Genomic DNA, 16,944 nt, shown 5'->3' on the forward strand with positions numbered 1-16,944 from the left:
AGTATCGACACTCTAATCAATCAAGTCTATTTTCTAATAATCATGAATTGATAACTTTGGTTGATAGATATGGACCTGCGGGACCTCACTTATTTCGACACCATCGCCGAGCTGGGCCATCTGGGTCGTGCAGCCGAAAAGCTCAATCGCAGCCAGCCTGCACTGACCAAAAGCATCCAGCGCCTTGAGGAGTCTTTTGGTACGCGGCTGTTCCAGCGTGACGGGCGACGCATCAAGCTGACGCCAGTCGGCGAACTGTTGCAGGCCCGTGGCAAGGAGTTGCAGCAGAGCATTGCCCAGACCCAGCGCGAGGTCCGGGATTTCGCCAGTGGCATGGTCGGTAACATCCGCGTGGGGTGTGCCGCTACCATGGCCGAATACCTGATGCCCAAACTGACATCGGCCCTGCTGCAACGGGCACCGGACGTGACCTTCAAGCTGGTGGTCGGACAGGATGACCTGCTCAGTGAATCCCTGCGTTCGGGGCAACTGGACATGATTATCTGCTCGTTGATTCCTGATGACGAACAGGTCACCAGTTTCCCGATTCTCAAGGACGAGGCGGTGGTCATTGCCAGCGAGCATCACCCGATTTTCAAGGCGCCCATGCAGATGAGCGACTTGACGGCCTATCGCTGGGTGTTGCCGCCCATAGGCGTGTCCTCGCGCAAATGGCTGGATGCAATCTTTGCTGCCCAGGGTTTGCCGCTGCCTGTAGTGCAGATCGAGGCGAATTCGATTTCCCTGCTGCCGGGGTTGATTGCTCAAAGTAACCTGCTGAGTTTTATTGCCCGGGAATCGCTGGAGTTTGGCAAGAACATGCAGCATCTTCGCGAAGTGCGCCTGGAACAGACCACGATGAAACGCACCATCGGCGTGACGATGCGCAGAGGGGGGTATCTGTCTCCGGCGGCCCAGAGCATGTTGCAGATGTTGCGTGATAACGGAGGCGATTTTGTGAGCTGGGCCTGAGGTTTTGCGCTTTTATCCGCGGCTGCGTTAGCCTGTGGTTATGCAGATGCGTAGGACGTGTCTGATTTCATGAGATAAAACAGGAGCCCGACAGCGATGCAGACATTTTCACATTCACCGGACCTCTCTCTGTTTCCCCGTCCGGCACAGCATTTTGGCGGTGACCAGTCGCCTTTGAACGATGCCGATGCCGATGAAGACAATGACCCGGAAGGGTATCTGGACCTGGATATCCTGGGCCTTGATGATTTTGTCGATGCCGACAAGCTTGACCCGACGATCACGGGCGATATCGGATCAGCGACATTGGGGTGAGCCTGATTTTACCTACTCTGATTCGCAATCCGTGAGAGGGGCCGTGGCCGCGACAGCATGTGTGAAGATACTGAAAATGTGTTGCCTGTCAGCAGGCCGTCGCGGCCAAGGCCCCTCCCACAAGTGACATGCCTACCTTGACTGATCGGCATTACGCCTACTGTGCCAGATACCGGGCCAATGCTTCGACGCCTGACTCCGCACTCGGGCTGTTTCCCGCCCAGGTGCAGGCGAGCATCAGGTTGCGGGGCAGGTTGAAGTCTTCCACGATAAAACCCTGGCTGTCGAAGCCGTTTTCATCGTGAGGCACCAGTTCGAGCAAGGATGCCACAGGCTCGAAATATCCCCAGACCGGCTTGTTCAGCGCCACCGCCATGCCGACCTCGAAAGCGGTGCCGGAGTCGGGTTCCAGGCCGCGAAAGACATTGAGGTTGGCGAGTACCGCCGTGCAGCGCTGGATCATTGCGATGTTCATTGTGCAGATCAGTTGCGCGGTGTCGTGAGGGGAGAGGCCGGACGGCACTTCATTGTCGAACGGGTACAGGCCCTCAAGGCCGTGGCTGGCACACAAGGCTTTCAGATAGCGGCCATGTTCGATGGCGTCCTGGCGGAACACATCGAAACCTGCGAGGTAAACCAGCGGCGCTTGCATATCTGCTCCTTTGTCAAAAAAGTCGATCTTACGGCCCGCAGGCCTTTTCCCGAAATGCACCATTTATCGGCCAAGGGGAAAACCGGTGGATTCATGGCTGGAATCTGTACGGATAACCAGTATCCTTGGCCGCCTGTCCCTGCCGTATGTGACCGTATCCTTGAGCACTTCACCTCTCGACAATCCGTTTTATTACCTGGAAAACTTTCGTCAGGTACTTGGCTGGATCGTTCAGCGTTACGACGATTTGCTCGATGAGCAGGAGCGCCGGTTCATCAGCGATTTTTCCGGGCTGCCGACTCCCGCTCAGGGTTTGCTGGTGCGCATGGTCATGCGCAAGGGGACGCTGTTCCGGGCCAGCAAACTGAACTATGACGAGATTGGCGACACCCGCGAAGCCGCGTTGCCACTGCTGGCGCTGGGTTGGGTCGACTCACGTCCGGCCCTGGACCTGGAAGCGTTGTTTCAACTGCTGCGCAAGGACGAGCTGAGCCAGTGTTTCAAGGCCCATGCGGTCAAAGGCCCGGAGCGCAAGGCAGAGTGGTTTGCGCGCCTGCAGGCTGTGTATGACGTCGCCCAGCCTCTGGATCAATGGCACCCGGATCTGGACGATCAGGTATTCGGGCTGACGGTGATGCCGCTGTGTGATCGCTTGCGCCTGCTGTACTTCGGCAACCTGTATCAGGAATGGTCGGAGTTCGTGCTGGCGGATCTGGGAATCTATCGCTACGAAAAGGTCGAGTTTTCGCCGGACTCACGAGCCATCAGCGAACGGGTGGACATAGACGTCTGCCTCCAGTTGCATGCCTGTCGGGAAGCGCTGGGGCAGGGCGTGGAGCTGGCGTTGCTGGCTGAACAGGCGATAGCCATCGAGACACGCAACCCGTGGCTGCAAAGACGCTGCGCCAGGCTGTTGTTCCATATCGGGCAGCAGGCCGAGCGTTTACAGGAGTGGCCGCTGGCACTGGAAGTCTATCGCCAGTGCGATTACCCCGGTGCGCGTTCGCGACAGATTCGGGTCCTGGAACTGAGTGCCGAATACGCCCGGGCCATGGAATTGCTTGAACAGGCAAGGGCCGTTCCGCAGAACGATGCCGAGCTTCAGCATCTGCAACGCATTCTGCCGCGTTTGCAGCGCAAGCTGGGGCTGGCGGTCGAGAAGCGTGCAGCCGCTCGCAGCGTGTCACGTCTGGATCTGAGCGTGGTGCCGGTGCCGGGTCTGAGTGTCGAGTTCCTGATCCGCGAGCATCTGGCAGAAGAGGGCAGCGAGGTGCATTACGTCGAGAATGCGCTGATCAACTCATTGTTCGGCCTGTTGTGCTGGCCTGCGATATTCGAGCCGTTGCCTGGGGCGTTTTTCCATCCGTTTCACAGTGCTCCCAGTGATCTGCTCAGCCCGGATTTCTACCAGCGTCGTGCCGCACTGTTTGACGAGTGTCTGGCCCAACTGGAAACAGGTGCCTATCAGGCGACGATTCGTGAGCACTTCCAGAGCAAATCCGGCCTGCAATCGCCTTTCGTGTTCTGGAACGTTCTGACCCCTGAACTGCTGGAACAGGCGCTGCATTGTCTGCCTGCCGAGCATCTTGGCCACTGGTTTCGTCGACTGCTGCAAGACATCAAGGCCAATCGCACCGGTATGCCGGACCTGATTCAGTTTTTCCCCGAACAGCGTCGTTATCGCATGATCGAGGTCAAGGGGCCTGGCGACCGGCTACAGGACAACCAACTGCGCTGGCTGGATTTCTGTGCCGAGCATGGCATGCCTGTAGAAGTCTGTTACGTGCAGTGGGCACCCGATCAACTGGACTGATCTCAGTGATCCGAGGGTTTTTTATCATTGGCGGTACTGCTGTCGTTATCGCCGTTCGAGCCCTGAGTGCTGTCGCTGCCCATCCCGTTGGTTTGCTCCGGGTCAGGGACCCTGCCGTCTGCTTCGGGGCTGCTGCCGTCGGTGTTGTCTTCCTGATCGCTTTTCAGCTCCATGGCCGGGCTGTCCGGGTCATTGCCTTCTGGATGGGTAGGGCCGGTCGATCCTGCCCATGCACCTGCGCTCATCCCTGCCAGTAAGGCCGCAAGGCCCAAAGCCGCTATTCGGTTGCCGATCATGATGTGAGTCTCCAATGTTGGGTCGTTACCTGTCATTGGTCTGGCCTGGGAAAAGATAGGTGCGACGCTTCCGACCGATGGGCGGATCAAGACCTTGTCGCTATAAAAAACCATCTCCTGCCTGACATTGGTTCTAAAAAGACGTGCTTTCTTACAATTAAAAAACAGAGATGGCTCTGCGCCATCCTGATGAGATGGCAGATTGATACTTTTCGGGATTCAGGAGGATACCCCTGTAAATACGGGGCTTTGCCGGTTTTTTATTGTGGGTGGGCGTAGGAGATCGACTACAAAAAACGCTCATTTCTGACACGAGTCGACTGATTGTCATTAAACAGCAACATTTCAGGTTTTAAATCCGCCTCGGGCCTCCTTAAGTGGACCACCACATTTTCTCCTGGACTGAGGTATTACCGTGATACTGCTGACTAAAAAACGCTTGTCGCTTCTGATCGCTTCGTTGTGCCTGAGTGGTGCTGCACATGCGACTGATGTCACTGGCGCTGGTTCGAGTTTCGTCTTCCCGGTTATTTCAAAGTGGTCCCAGGACTACAGCAAGGATTCTCCAAACCGCATCAACTATCAGTCGATCGGTTCGGGTGGCGGTATCGCCCAGATCAAGGCAGCAACCGTTGACTTCGGCGCATCCGATGCCCCTATGTCGGCAGCAGACCTGGAGGCCGCTGGCCTGGGTCAGTTCCCTAGCGTGATCGGTGGCATCGTGCCAATCGTCAACGTTGAAGGTGTTGAAAGCGGCGAGCTGAAACTGGACGGCGAGACGCTGGCCAAGATCTTCATGGGTGCTGTAAAGACCTGGGACGACGAGGCTATCAAGGCTCTGAACCCAGGCGTGACCCTGCCTAAAACCAACATCACTGTTGTTCACCGTTCCGACGGCTCGGGCACTTCCTACAACTTCACCAACTACCTGAGCAAAGTCAGCCCGGAGTGGAACGAGAAGCTGCAGTTCGGTTCCACCGTCAAGTGGCCGGTGGGTGTGGGTGGCAAGGGTAACGAAGGTGTTTCTGCCTACGTCAAGCAGATCAAGGGTTCTATCGGCTACGTAGAGTATTCCTACGCGGCTACCAACAAACTGGCCTACACCCAGCTGAAAAACGCTGCTGGCAAGTTTGTAACTCCGACTTCCAAGACCTTCGCCGCTGCTGCTGACACCGCAGACTGGTCAAGCGCCAAGGACTTCGGTCTGATCATGACCAACGCTCCGGGCGACGAAGCATGGCCGATCACCGCAACCACCTGGATCATCATGTACAAGAAGGCCAAGAACGAAGAGAAAAGTGCAGCCACTTTCGACTTCTTCAAGTGGTCTCTGGAAAATGGCCAGAAACAAGCAGAAGCACTGGATTACGTCGCTCTGCCGAAATCGTTGGTTGAGCGTGTAGAAGGCTACTGGAAAACCGAATTCACCAAGTAAGTGATTCAAGCCTGTAGCTCACCCCTGTCATTGGCCGCGATATCGGTTCGATGACAGGGGCTTTTTCTTGCGAGTGGACTCAACATGACTGAAAACACCCAATACCTGTCCGCTAACGTCTCTGATATCGACTCCGAAGGAGAGAGACGCGCCAAGCGGGATCATCGACATGACGCATGGTTCAGACGTTCGCTGCAAGGCGCGGGCATGCTGGTGCTTGCGCTGCTGGGCTGTATTGCCCTGTCGACCTTGTGGGGCGGTGCTCTGGCATTCGAGACCTTTGGTTTTGGTTTTCTGACCAGTGCCGAGTGGGACGTGAACAACGGCAAGTTTGGTGCCCTGGTTCCGATCTACGGTACGTTGGTTACTTCTTTCCTGGCTTTGCTGATCGCCGTTCCGGTGAGTTTCGGCATCGCTATCTTCCTGACGGAAGTCGCGCCGCCCTGGTTGCGGATGCCGATTGCTTCGGCCATCGAGTTGTTGGCCGGCATCCCTTCGATCATTTATGGCATGTGGGGGCTGTTCGTGTTCGGCCCGTTCATGGCTGAACACCTGTCGCCGTGGATCAACGAAAACCTGGGCGGCCTGCCATTTATCGGCACCCTGTTCCAGGGGCCGCCACTGGGTATCGGCATGCTGACTGCCGGTATCGTGCTGGCGATCATGATCACGCCGTTCATTACCTCGGTGATGCAGGAAGTTTTCCGCACCGTTCCGACGACCCTCAAAGAGTCTGCCTATGCGCTGGGCGGCACGACCTGGGAAGTGGTCTGGGACATCGTTCTGCCTTACACCCGTTCGGCGGTGGTTGGCGGTGTATTCCTGGGGCTTGGCCGTGCATTGGGTGAAACCATGGCGGTGACCTTCGTTCTGGGTAACGCCCACCAGTTCTCCGCGTCCCTGATGATGCCAAGCAGCTCCATCGCTTCGGTAATCGCCAACGAGTTCAACGAAGCCTACACCGACCTTCACCGTTCGGCGCTCATTGCTCTGGGCTTCCTGCTGTTTGTGGTTACTTTCATCGTGCTTGCCCTTGCACGTCTGATGTTGTCGCGTCTTTCGCGTAAGGAGGGGTTATGAGTAAGGCCGTAACCGGTAACGAGAGCCTGTACAGGGTTCGCGATATCAAGAACAAGATCGCAATGGTGCTCAGTTGTGGCGCCACTGCATTTGGTCTGCTGTGGCTGGTGTGGATTCTGCTGACCACCATCATCAAGGGCATCGATGCCCTGAACCTGCAACTGTTCTCCGGCATGACCCCGCCGCCGGGTGTCGAAGGCGGTCTGGCCAACGCCTTCTACGGCAGCTTGCTGATGTCCGGCATCGGTCTGTTGATCGGTACGCCTATCGGCCTGATGGCCGGTATCTGGCTGGCCGAGTTCGCCCGCTACTCGAAGCTGGGTAACGCCGTACGCTTCATCAACGACATTCTGCTGTCGGCTCCGTCGATTGTGCTGGGCCTGTTCGTGTACACCGTGGTCGTGCTGCCGCTCAATCAGCTCACGGGTCAGCAGGTAGGTTTCTCGGCGATTGCCGGTGCCCTGGCCCTGGCCCTGCTGGTCATTCCGGTTGTGGTGCGTACCACCGATGAAATGATGCAACTGCAACCTTCGACCATGCGTGAAGCTGCGCTGGCCCTGGGTGTGCCGCAATGGAAGCTGACCCTGCAAATCGTCCTGCGTGCCGCCAAGGCGGGCGTGGTAACGGGCGTTCTGCTGGCGCTGGCTCGTATCACGGGCGAAACCGCGCCGCTGCTGTTCACTGCTTTCGGCAACCAGTTCTGGAGCAGCGATCTGCTCAAGCCAATTGCCAGCGTTCCGGTGGTGGTCTTCCAGTACGCCATGAGCCCGTTTGAAGACTGGCACTCCCTGGCATGGGCCGGTGCATTGGTCATGACGCTCTTCGTTCTGATACTGAGTCTGCTTTCTCGCTTAATTCTTCTGCGCAATAGGGCGTCCTGATGAACAACCTTTCCCTTGCCAACGAAAAAACCAAGATTCAAGTGCGCGGTCTGGAGTTTTTCTACAACGACCAGAAGTCACTGAAATCCATCGACATGATGATTCCTGAAAAGCGCATCACGTCGATCATCGGCCCGTCCGGCTGCGGTAAGTCCACCCTGCTGCGCGTGTTCAACCGTATCTACTCGATGTACCCGAAACAGGAAGCGCGCGGCGAAGTGCTGCTCAATGGCGAAAATATCCTGGCGCCGGGCTATTCGATGAACCGTCTGCGCAGTCAGGTGGGGATGGTGTTCCAGAAGCCGGTGCCGTTCCCGATGTCGATCTTCGAGAACATTGCCTACGCTATTCGCCACCACGAAAAGCTGTCGCGTCGTGAAATGGAAGATCGCGTCGAGCAGGCCCTGCGTGGCGCCGCGTTGTGGGATGAAGTGAAGGACAAGCTCAAGAACAGCGCGACCAGCCTGTCCGGCGGTCAGCAACAGCGTCTGTGTATCGCGCGTACCATCGCACTGCGTCCTCAGGTCCTGCTGCTCGATGAGCCGACCTCGGCACTGGACCCGATCTCCACCGGGCGTATCGAGCAGTTGATCACCGAGCTGAAAGAGCAGTTCACCGTGATCATCGTGACTCACAACATGCAGCAAGCGGCCCGTTGCTCGGACTACACCGCGTTCATGTTCATGGGGGAGCTGATCGAACACGGCGATACCGACACCATCTTCACCAAGCCTTCCAAGACCCAGACCGAAGACTACATCACGGGTCGCTTTGGCTGATTCCCGCCAGGGTGGGCGCCGTCCGGTGCTCGCCCATGAATTCCTCGATCCGGCTGCGCAACCAGCGTTCTGCCGGATCGTTGTCCATCACGCTCAGCCATGTCATCGACAGATCCAGCCCCGGTGTACTGAACGGCAAGGGTTCATCGTACAATAACCCCAGCGCACTCATGGCACTGGCCGTGAAGTCGGAGAGACCGGCAATCAGGTCGGTTCCGGCCATCAGCGCGGGCAGGGTAGTGAAGCGCGGCACGGACAGCACCACCTTGCGTTTGCGACCCAGAGCCGTCAGCCATTCATCGGCAAAGCTGCTGACGTTCGCCGCATGCGACACCACTACATGCGGGCGTGAGCAGTATTCATCCAGCGTCATGGGCGTTGATGACTTGTCGGCCCTTACCACGCGAGGCTGCACATTGCGCAACGGCTTGCGCTTGGCATTGGCTGGCAGGTCGCGGGTCAGGCAGATGCCCACGGTAATCTCGCCGGACATCAGCACTTCCGAGATATTCAGGTAGTCGACGTGCTTGACGACCAGCACCACGCCAGGTGCTTCCTTGCGGATTGCCTGTAGCAAGGCTGGCAACAGACCAAACTCCACATCATCCGACATGCCGATGCGGAAGGTCATGGTGCTGGCCGCTGGGTTGAATTCACTGGCCAGGCTCAGCGCCGCAGACATGGCATCCAGTGCCGGGGTCAGGTGTCTGAGAATTTCATGGGCGCGAGCGGTGGGTTCCATGCGATGGCCGACCCGGATGAACAGCGGGTCGTTGAGCAGGTTGCGCAACCGGTTGAGGGCTGCACTGATGGTCGGCTGACCAAGAAACAGTTTTTCGGCAGCGCGGGTCACATTGCGCTCTTGCATCAATGTCTCGAAAACCACCATCAGGTTGATGTCTGCCTTGCGCAGCTCATTGCGATTCATGGTTATTCCTTTGCACCAGGCCAGGTTGTACTTATAAAGGATGGCGACAGTCTATATGACTCGGCATTAACACTATGAAATGTCTGTCCGCGTGACAGGAGCAAATCTGTAGGCCAGCATGCTGCCTTCCCGCATGTTCACGCTCCATTTCCTACAGGAGGTTCTTTATGCGCGCTGTAAAGATCGCAGGTTTTCTCATGACACTTGCGTTGCCGGGTGCCGTGTTTGCCGAAACACCCAGCTATGGCCAGCAACTCGAAGGGTTCACCTATCCCCATACCCTGCATAAATTCAACTTCCAGTCCCAAGGGCAAGCACTGGAAATGGGCTATATGGATGTCGCGCCCACTGGCAAGGCCAACGGCCGCACGGCGGTGTTGATGCATGGCAAGAACTTCTGCGCCGCCACCTGGGAAGACAGCATCAAGGCATTGAGCGCCGCAGGTTATCGCGTCGTGGTGCCTGATCAGATCGGCTTCTGCACGTCCACCAAGCCTGGCTACTACCAATACAGTTTTCAGCAATTGGCAACCAATACCCAGGCCTTGCTGACCAGCCTGAAGATCGACAAGGTTTCGGTGATAGGCCATTCCACTGGCGGCATGCTGGCTACACGTTTTGCGCTGATGTATCCGCAACAGACCGAAAAACTGGTGATGGTCAACCCGATTGGCCTGGAAGACTGGAAAGCTCTGGGCGTGCCCTATCGCAGTATCGATCAATGGTATGAGCGTGAGTTGAAGGTGACTGCCGAAGGGATTCGCAATTACGAACAGAAGACGTATTACGACGGGCGCTGGAAGCCTGAGTACGACAAGTGGGTCGATATGCTGGCCGGTCTGAACAAGGGGCCGGGCCAGAAAGCGGTTGCCTGGAACTCGGCGCTGATCTACGACATGATTTTCACTCAGCCAGTGTTCTACGAATTCCCTAAACTCAAGGTGCCGACCGTGCTGATGATCGGCGATGCAGACACCACCGCCATTGGCAGCGATATCGCGCCACCGGAGGTCAAGGCCCGGATCGGCAATTACAAGGTATTGGGCAAGCAGGTTACCGAGATGATTCCGGGCGCCACACTTGTGGAGTTCAAAGGCCTGGGGCATGCACCGCAGATGGAAGATCCGGTCATGTTCAACAAGGCACTGGTTTCAGGTTTGCTCCTGAAATAGTCTTCGCGAATGAATTCGCTCCTACGCAAACCAGGCAGGAGCGAATTTATTCGCGAATAATGGGAATCAAGACAGCAATTGTGAAAACGCCTTGTCTGCTTCCAGCACAGGAGGCAGGCCGTTGAAGAGGGCGTCCAGGTCGATGCCTTCCATCAGCGGGCCGCTTGCTGCCTTCTGGGCTTCAGGCGTGGCGCCGCCACCGGTTTCCAGTGCGTCGGAAATCACGATGGCCTGAGCCACGATGCGTGGTAACGGGGCGTTGTCCGGTGCCTGGACCGGGTTGGCCTGATAGGCAATCGCCTGTTTGATGACGTGGGGCAAATGCCAGCGGTTGGCAAGCTCTGCGCCCACTTCCGGATAACCGAAACCCAGTTGCAGCGTTTCGATGGCTGCACGCCCCGGTGCTCCTGTGCGAGCGGCATTATTGATGCGCTCGGCCACTTGTGGCGCTCCAGTCTGGATCAGCAGTTCGCCAATGTTATGCATGACCCCGCAGGTGAAGGCGATTTCAGGATCTGCACCGGTCTGCTTGGCCAGCATCCGGCAGATCCCCGCCACCTGAAAGCTCTTGAGCCAGAAAGCCTTGAGGTCAAAACTCGGACCGGCCTTGAAAGCTCCCGTCACTGCCGAGGCCATCACCAGCGTGCGCAGGGTATTGAAGCCCAGACGCATGGCCGCGTCTTCGATACTGGATGACTCCCGGGAGCCGCGAAACCGTGCAGAGTTGGCCAGACGAAGTACCTTTGCGGCAATCACCGGGTCCTTTTCGATATTGCGGGCGATGCTTTCCAGGTTGGAGGAGGGGTTATCGAACTGCAGCATCAGGTCCTGGGCCACTTTGGGAATGCTGGGCAGGCTGTGCAAATCGTCAAACAGTTTTTCAAGAGTCATCGATGGCATCCTCGTACGTCGGATGATTCAACGATAGTCAGTTTTTTCCCCTCTGCACGTTTCCCGGCGCATTGTGAGAGGTGCATCTCAGCTCTGGCATCCGAAGCAAATCATCCGATGTATTGTCGACGCGATGGCAGGCCTTGCAAAAAGTATTGCAAAGTTTATGGGGCGTTTATGCCTCAAGTAATGGATATCCGTTTAAAAAATATGTGTACCTGAAAGCCTGATCATGAAGTCAGGATTGTTCGACACTTTATTGACGTCATACAACACGCTTTTAAATACGAAATATTGTCAGCCAGGTTTATTTAAATAAAGCGCCCAAATTGTCATGAAAAATGCTTGTGTGTATGATATTAAATTGCTCTGTTTTCGGGGCGAGCCGTTGCTGAAAGCTTTCCAGATTGTACGTGCCTACTGACTAACAGCGGTTTTTGTCAATCCCCCTGGTTCGTAAAAAACGACACAGTTGTCAGGCTTTTCTGGTGATCGCTATATCTCCGTTTTGGTTTTTGCATGGAAGTATCCCTCATGATGAAAAGTTTAGGTTTCAGCAAGAAAATTCTGCTGGCTGCCGCGTTGATTGTGGTTGTCGCGTTTAGTGCGTTTATTGTCATAAACGACTATCGACAGCGCCAAACTTTGAAATCCAATGTCTTGTCCGAATTGCAGCAGTTAGGCAGCCTGACGACACAAAACATTCAGACTTGGCTGGAGAGCCGTTCGCATCTGCTGCAATCGATGGGTCAGCAGATTTCCGCCGATGGCAAGACGCTGCCTCAATTGCAGCGGGCAATCGGTTTGCAGGCGTACAGCGAGAACTTTCAGCTCAGCTATTTCGGCAGCACCGAAGGCGTCATGTTTTCCATTCCTGCCGGCAACCGCGCCGCCGATTACGATCCGCGCGCCCGTGGCTGGTACAAGGCCGCACAGAATGCTCCTGGCGTCATCGTCACCGAACCCTACATTGCCGCTTCCTCGGGCAAGCTGGTAGTCACCCTGGCGACTCCGGTCAAGATCCAGAACCAGTTTGCAGGTGTTGCGGGGGCGGACATTTCCCTGGACAGCATCAGCAAGACCATCAACTCCCTCAATTTCGGCGGGCATGGCTATGCGTTCATTGTCAGCGCCGATGGCAAGATCCTGATTCATCCGGACAGCAAGCTGGTCCTCAAGAACATCAGCGAAGCCTATCCGACCAATACGCCAAAGGTCGTGGCCGGGGCCAGCGAGATCGAGTCCGGCGGCAAGTCCGAGATCATTTCCTTCACGCCGGTTCAAGGCATCGCAACAGCGAACTGGTATGTTGCCCTGGTGCTGGACCAGGATGCGGCCTACGCGATGCTGAGCGAGTTCCGCACTTCGGCGATCACCGCCATGGGCGTGGTCGTGCTGGTGATCATCCTGCTGCTGGGCCTGCTGATTCGTGTGCTGATGCAGCCGCTGCATCAGATGGGCCGCGCCATGCGTGACATTGCGGACGGTGAAGGCGATCTGACCAAGCGACTGGCCATTACCTCTCAGGATGAGTTCGGTGAGCTGGCGCAATCCTTCAACCACTTCGTCGAGCGTATCCACACATCGATTCGCGAAGTGGCTTCCACTGCCGGGCAACTGGGTGAAGTGGCAACGCGAGTGGTCAAGGCTTCCAACTCATCCATGACCAACTCCGATCAGCAATCCAACCGTACCGAAAGTGTTGCTGCCGCGATCAACCAACTGGGCGCAGCCGCCCATGAAATCGCCCAGAACGCTGCCCGTACTTCGCAGCAGTCCAGCGATGCCAGCGATCTGGCCGGTGAAGGCCAGAGCGTCGTGCAGCAAACCATTGCGGCGATGAACGAACTGTCCGGCAAGATCAGCGAGTCGTGCGTCAACATCGAGAGCCTCAATGGCAAGACCGCCAATATCGGGCAGATTCTCGAAGTGATCACCAGCATTTCCCAGCAGACCAACCTGCTGGCGCTCAACGCTGCCATCGAAGCGGCTCGCGCAGGTGAAGCGGGCCGTGGCTTTGCGGTGGTAGCCGATGAAGTCCGCAACCTGGCGCACAGGACTCAGGATTCTGCCCAGCAAGTGCAGACCATGATCGAAGAGCTGCAGGTCGGTGCCCGCGAGGCGGTGGCGAACATGACCGAAAGCCAGCGTCAGAGCGAGGACAGCGTGAGCATTGCCAACCGTGCTGGCGAGCGTCTGGGCAGCGTTACTCGACGTATCGATGAAATCAACGGCATGAACCAGTCGGTCGCGACCGCAACCGAAGAGCAGACCGCCGTTGTGGAATCGATCAACGTCGATATCACGCATATCAACACCCTCAACCAGCAGGGCGTCGATAACCTCCGGTTGACCCTGGATGCCTGCAACCTGCTGGAAGAGCAGGCGGCTCGCCTACAGCAACTGGTCGGCAGCTTCCGCATCTGATCGGGTAAAAGAAGCTACTGAAAGTCCCCTTGAACGATTATCATCCGGCCAGTCTTTTACTGGCCGTGGTGTGAATCGCTCACCACGGCCTGCCGTTACCCGCAAAGTCTGGCGAGGGTGTTTTGATGGTGGGCAGGTTGATCTATCTCATCGGGCCGTCCGGCTCAGGCAAGGACAGCCTGCTGGATGCCGCACGGGAAACATTGACCCGCAACGGTTGCCGGATCGTGCGGCGGGTCATCACCCGTTCTGCCGAAGCTGTTGGCGAGGCGGCTCAGGCCGTCAGCGTCGAGCAGTTCGAGAGCATGCGCGAGCAGGGCGCCTTCGCCTTGAGCTGGCAGGCCAATGGTCTGCATTACGGCATTCCCAAAGAGATAGAGCAGTGGCTGCTTGAAGGGCATAACGTGCTTATCAACGGTTCAAGGGCTCATCTGCAACAGGCGCTGGTGCGTTACCCGAATCTGCTGGCGGTGCTGTTGACCGTTGATCAGCAGGTCTTGCGTCAGCGTCTGCTGCTACGAGGACGTGAGTCAGTCCCGGAAATCGAGGCAAGGCTGGAGCGCAATGCTGCCTTTGCCGTGAATGTACTGGCCAGTAACCCTTCCGTGTTCCTGCTGGATAACTCCGGCGACCTGCAACAGACCGTCAGCAACCTCATCCGCTACATCGACAGCCAGCGCGAACCCGCCTGACCGAACCACCGGTCCAGTAGGGCACACCTATACAAGGCTGTGCCCTTATTCAGGTCTAGTCTCAATTCCCACACCTTCGATGCGTCGATTGCGTATTACGTCGCTCGAATGTCGTCCTTGTTCCTGTCACTGCTGCATAACATGAGGATTGATGTTTATGAGCCTGTTGAAAGTCAAAGATGGCACCGAGATCTATTACAAGGATTGGGGCACCGGGCAACCGATAGTGTTTTCCCATGGCTGGCCGCTGGATGCCGACGCCTGGGATGCCCAGATGAACTTCCTGGGCCGCCTCGGCTATCGCGTCATTGCCCACGATCGGCGTGGCCATGGCCGTTCAAGCCAGCCTTGGGACGGTAATGAAATGGACACCTACGCCGACGATCTGGCCGAACTGTTCGAGGCGCTGGACCTGACGGACGCTATTCTTGTCGGCCACTCCACAGGCGGCGGCGAAGTCGCCCGCTATATTGGCCGCCACGGTACGGAGCGGGTTGCCAAGGCTGTGCTGATTGGTGCTGTGCCGCCGATCATGCTCAAGACACCGGAGAATCCCGAGGGCCTGCCCATTGATGTGTTCGATGGTATCCGCGAGGGCGTGACGGCCAATCGCTCGCAATTCTTCAAGGATCTGGCGACACCGTTCTATGGTTTCAATCGTGAAGGTGCCGACGTTTCCCAGGGCACCATCGATACGTTCTGGGCAATTGGCATGCTGGGTTCGATCAAGGGCCAACTGGATTGCATCAAGGCGTTTTCTGAAACCGATTTCACCGAAGACCTGAAGAAATTCGATGTTCCTACCTTGATCCTGCATGGCGATGACGACCAGATCGTACCCATTTCCGCTTCTGCCATCAAAAGCGCAGAGCTGGTCCGAGGTTCGGTGCTGAAAATCATCCCCGGTGCTTCCCATGGCATGTGTACGACATTGATCGATGAGATCAACGGCTATCTGCTGGATTTCATCAAGCAGTCATGATTGCTGTCGCGGCCAAGGCCCCTCCCACAGATTGTGGGAGGGGCCTTGGCCGCGATCCGTTCCCGGGCATGGACCCGCTTTTGCATGGAGACCCCTAACTCCACCCGTGAAGCTATTCCATGACTGATAAAAACATGCCCGCAGCGTTGCGTTTCATGTTGGCTGCGCGCCGCAGCGAACTGGAAGGCCTGGAAGGATTGGCGTCTACCTGCCAGATGGTGACCCAGGTCGGCCAACTGGTGCATGCCCTGCAACGTGAGCGTGGTTATTCCAATATGTATCTGGGCAGCGGCAAGGCCCATCATCTGACCCAACTCGATGTGCTGACCGCCGAAGCCAAGACTATAGAAGCTCGGGTCCTGGTCTGTTTCGAGCGCATCGATCTGGACGCGGCCAGTGCATCCGACCGTGCCCGCCTGTTTAACCGCATTGCCTATGTCATGCATGGGCTGGATGAACTGCCGGGTTTGCGGCGACGCATTCGCGAGCAGCGGCTGACGCCTCAGGACGCCACCATGGTGTTGAGCCGTCTGATCGGTGGCTTGCTGGCGGTTGTATTCGAGGCCGCTGACACTGCCATCGACCCGGTGGTTACCCGCGTTCTGGTGGCGATGTTCAATTTCATGCAGGGCAAGGAACTGGCAGGGCAGGAGCGTGCCTGTGGCGTAGGTGGCTTTCTGGCAGGTTATTTCGATGCGGCTGCCCATGATCGCCTGGAACATCTGGTCCAGAGCCAGGAGCGCTGTTTCCAGACCTTCATCCAGTTCGCCGACGACGATGCCCGGCGTTTGTGGCGCAATCAGGAAAGCAGCGATTGCGTGGCGCAACTCGGGCGTCTGCGGGGGGTAGCGTTGAAGACCTCCGAGGCCGAGAAAGTCGATTCGATGCTTTCGGAGGTGTGGTTCGACCTCAATACCCTGCGCATCGATGCCATGCGCGATATCGAGATCTATCTGGCTGACGGACTTCTGGTCCGTTGTCAGGAGAGCATCAAGCAGGCTCGCGCCGATCTGGACAACCATCGACAATTGTTGACCCGTCTGGTGAGTCTGGAAGCTGAGGGCAGTGTCGATCAGGCGCGGCTGTTCAGTGTCCAGGCTATCGATATGGACAGTCCGCCAGCTGATGGCCTTGGGCCGCATCTGGGGCGTTCGGTTCTGGATCTGTTGCAGTCCCAGACCCAGCGCCTGCTGAGCGCCAACGATGAGCTTGAAGAGGCACGACAAGCCCTTAATGAGCGCAAGTTGATCGAGCGTGCCAAGCGCTTGTTGATGGACGAACATCAGTTGAGCGAAGGCCAAGCCTACGAGCGTCTGCGCCAGTCGGCAATGGAGCGCGGCCAGCGTATGGTTGATGTCTCCCAGACCCTGCTTGCCTTCGCCGCAGCTCGTCCGGCACCACGCAAGCGACATTGAGCCTTATGCACTTGCGCCGGGCAATCGGCGCAGGCAGCGCCCCACTACTGTGCGAAACGCTCCGGCGGTGGACAGCGATCCAGACGCTTCATCTTCGCTACAACCCACGCGGTTCATGGCTGCCGCAAAGCTGGCATGCAAACTGCTTTGCAGGTTATGCAAGCCGGGTGCTTCCAGACGAAGACCGCGGCACATAAGCGAATTCCGGACAACG

The 16,944-nt window shown here is 57.1% G+C and carries 17 protein-coding genes and 1 pseudogene; 13 read left to right on the plus strand and 5 right to left on the minus strand.

From position 1 onward, the window contains the following. Positions 1-69: 69 nt before the first annotated feature. Complete coding sequence (locus Q6A51_RS00880) at positions 70-972, plus strand: LysR family transcriptional regulator (RefSeq protein ID WP_304573896.1); 903 nt, start codon at positions 70-72, stop codon at positions 970-972. 96 nt (positions 973-1,068) lie between these two features. Next, on the plus strand, positions 1,069-1,287 hold the full coding sequence (locus Q6A51_RS00885; RefSeq protein ID WP_201017701.1) for a hypothetical protein: 219 nt from the start codon (positions 1,069-1,071) through the stop codon (positions 1,285-1,287). A gap of 157 nt (positions 1,288-1,444) precedes the next feature. On the opposite strand, the gene Q6A51_RS00890 is transcribed toward Q6A51_RS00885, so the two are convergent. Further along, positions 1,445-1,939: a nucleoside 2-deoxyribosyltransferase gene (locus Q6A51_RS00890; protein WP_201017700.1), complete on the minus strand. Its 495-nt coding sequence runs from the start codon at positions 1,937-1,939 to the stop codon at positions 1,445-1,447. Between the two features lie 160 nt (positions 1,940-2,099). Here Q6A51_RS00890 and Q6A51_RS00895 point away from each other — a divergent pair, with 160 nt between their 5' ends. After that, positions 2,100-3,752: a VRR-NUC domain-containing protein gene (locus Q6A51_RS00895; protein ID WP_304574096.1), complete on the plus strand. Its 1,653-nt coding sequence runs from the start codon at positions 2,100-2,102 to the stop codon at positions 3,750-3,752. A 2-nt stretch (positions 3,753-3,754) separates the two neighbouring features. Here Q6A51_RS00895 and Q6A51_RS00900 read toward each other — a convergent pair whose 3' ends face one another. Next, a complete protein-coding gene (locus tag Q6A51_RS00900; RefSeq protein ID WP_304573897.1) occupies positions 3,755-4,048 on the minus strand; it encodes a hypothetical protein in 294 nt (97 codons plus the stop codon). Between the two features lie 415 nt (positions 4,049-4,463). Between Q6A51_RS00900 and pstS the strand changes: the two genes are divergently transcribed. The 4 genes from pstS (at position 4,464) to pstB (ending at position 8,223) form a co-directional block, all read left to right on the plus strand. After that, positions 4,464-5,483 (plus strand): phosphate ABC transporter substrate-binding protein PstS, encoded by a 1,020-nt coding sequence (pstS, locus tag Q6A51_RS00905; protein ID WP_304573898.1) that lies wholly within the window; start codon positions 4,464-4,466, stop codon positions 5,481-5,483. A gap of 84 nt (positions 5,484-5,567) precedes the next feature. Continuing rightward, complete coding sequence (gene pstC / locus Q6A51_RS00910) at positions 5,568-6,563, plus strand: phosphate ABC transporter permease subunit PstC (protein ID WP_304573899.1); 996 nt, start codon at positions 5,568-5,570, stop codon at positions 6,561-6,563. Next, positions 6,560-7,444 carry a phosphate ABC transporter permease PstA gene (gene pstA / locus Q6A51_RS00915; protein WP_201017696.1) on the plus strand — a complete coding sequence of 295 codons (885 nt, stop codon included), beginning with the start codon at positions 6,560-6,562 and terminating at the stop codon, positions 7,442-7,444. Before pstC ends, pstA begins: the two co-directional genes overlap by 4 nt. Next, positions 7,444-8,223, plus strand: coding sequence for a phosphate ABC transporter ATP-binding protein PstB (gene pstB, locus Q6A51_RS00920; RefSeq protein WP_025259634.1), 780 nt, complete (start codon positions 7,444-7,446; stop codon positions 8,221-8,223). Before pstA ends, pstB begins: the two co-directional genes overlap by 1 nt. Here the strand turns inward: pstB and Q6A51_RS00925 are convergent. Further along, positions 8,204-9,151, minus strand: a complete 948-nt coding sequence (locus tag Q6A51_RS00925) for a LysR family transcriptional regulator (protein ID WP_304573900.1) — start codon at positions 9,149-9,151, stop codon at positions 8,204-8,206. The genes pstB and Q6A51_RS00925 overlap by 20 nt on opposite strands. Positions 9,152-9,318: 167 nt before the next feature. Here Q6A51_RS00925 and Q6A51_RS00930 point away from each other — a divergent pair, with 167 nt between their 5' ends. Next, positions 9,319-10,323, plus strand: coding sequence for an alpha/beta fold hydrolase (locus Q6A51_RS00930; protein ID WP_201017695.1), 1,005 nt, complete (start codon positions 9,319-9,321; stop codon positions 10,321-10,323). Positions 10,324-10,389: 66 nt separating this feature from the next. Here the strand turns inward: Q6A51_RS00930 and Q6A51_RS00935 are convergent, their stop codons facing one another. Next, positions 10,390-11,223, minus strand: coding sequence for an HDOD domain-containing protein (locus Q6A51_RS00935; RefSeq protein ID WP_201003060.1), 834 nt, complete (start codon positions 11,221-11,223; stop codon positions 10,390-10,392). 528 nt (positions 11,224-11,751) lie between these two features. Between Q6A51_RS00935 and Q6A51_RS27380 the strand changes: the two are divergent. The 5 genes and pseudogenes from Q6A51_RS27380 to Q6A51_RS00955 form a co-directional block, all read left to right on the plus strand. Then, a pseudogene (locus tag Q6A51_RS27380) lies at positions 11,752-12,783 on the plus strand (HAMP domain-containing protein); the annotation flags it as partial. A gap of 93 nt (positions 12,784-12,876) precedes the next feature. Next, complete coding sequence (locus Q6A51_RS27385; RefSeq protein ID WP_374063376.1) at positions 12,877-13,641, plus strand: methyl-accepting chemotaxis protein; 765 nt, start codon at positions 12,877-12,879, stop codon at positions 13,639-13,641. A 125-nt stretch (positions 13,642-13,766) separates the two neighbouring features. Continuing rightward, positions 13,767-14,333: a phosphonate metabolism protein/1,5-bisphosphokinase (PRPP-forming) PhnN gene (gene phnN / locus Q6A51_RS00945; RefSeq protein ID WP_304573901.1), complete on the plus strand. Its 567-nt coding sequence runs from the start codon at positions 13,767-13,769 to the stop codon at positions 14,331-14,333. A gap of 157 nt (positions 14,334-14,490) precedes the next feature. Beyond that, the gene (locus tag Q6A51_RS00950; protein ID WP_304573902.1) at positions 14,491-15,315 is read left to right on the plus strand and encodes an alpha/beta fold hydrolase; all 825 of its coding nucleotides are present in this window, start codon (positions 14,491-14,493) and stop codon (positions 15,313-15,315) included. A gap of 119 nt (positions 15,316-15,434) precedes the next feature. After that, positions 15,435-16,730, plus strand: a complete 1,296-nt coding sequence (locus Q6A51_RS00955) for a nitrate regulatory protein (RefSeq protein ID WP_201017692.1) — start codon at positions 15,435-15,437, stop codon at positions 16,728-16,730. 3 nt (positions 16,731-16,733) lie between these two features. On the opposite strand, the gene Q6A51_RS00960 is transcribed toward Q6A51_RS00955, so the two are convergent. Beyond that, positions 16,734-16,925, minus strand: a complete 192-nt coding sequence (locus tag Q6A51_RS00960; RefSeq protein WP_201017691.1) for a hypothetical protein — start codon at positions 16,923-16,925, stop codon at positions 16,734-16,736. Positions 16,926-16,944 lie beyond the last annotated feature (19 nt).

The sequence above is a fragment of the Pseudomonas serbiensis genome, assembly GCF_030580745.1.
GTDB lineage: Bacteria > Pseudomonadota > Gammaproteobacteria > Pseudomonadales > Pseudomonadaceae > Aquipseudomonas > Aquipseudomonas serbiensis.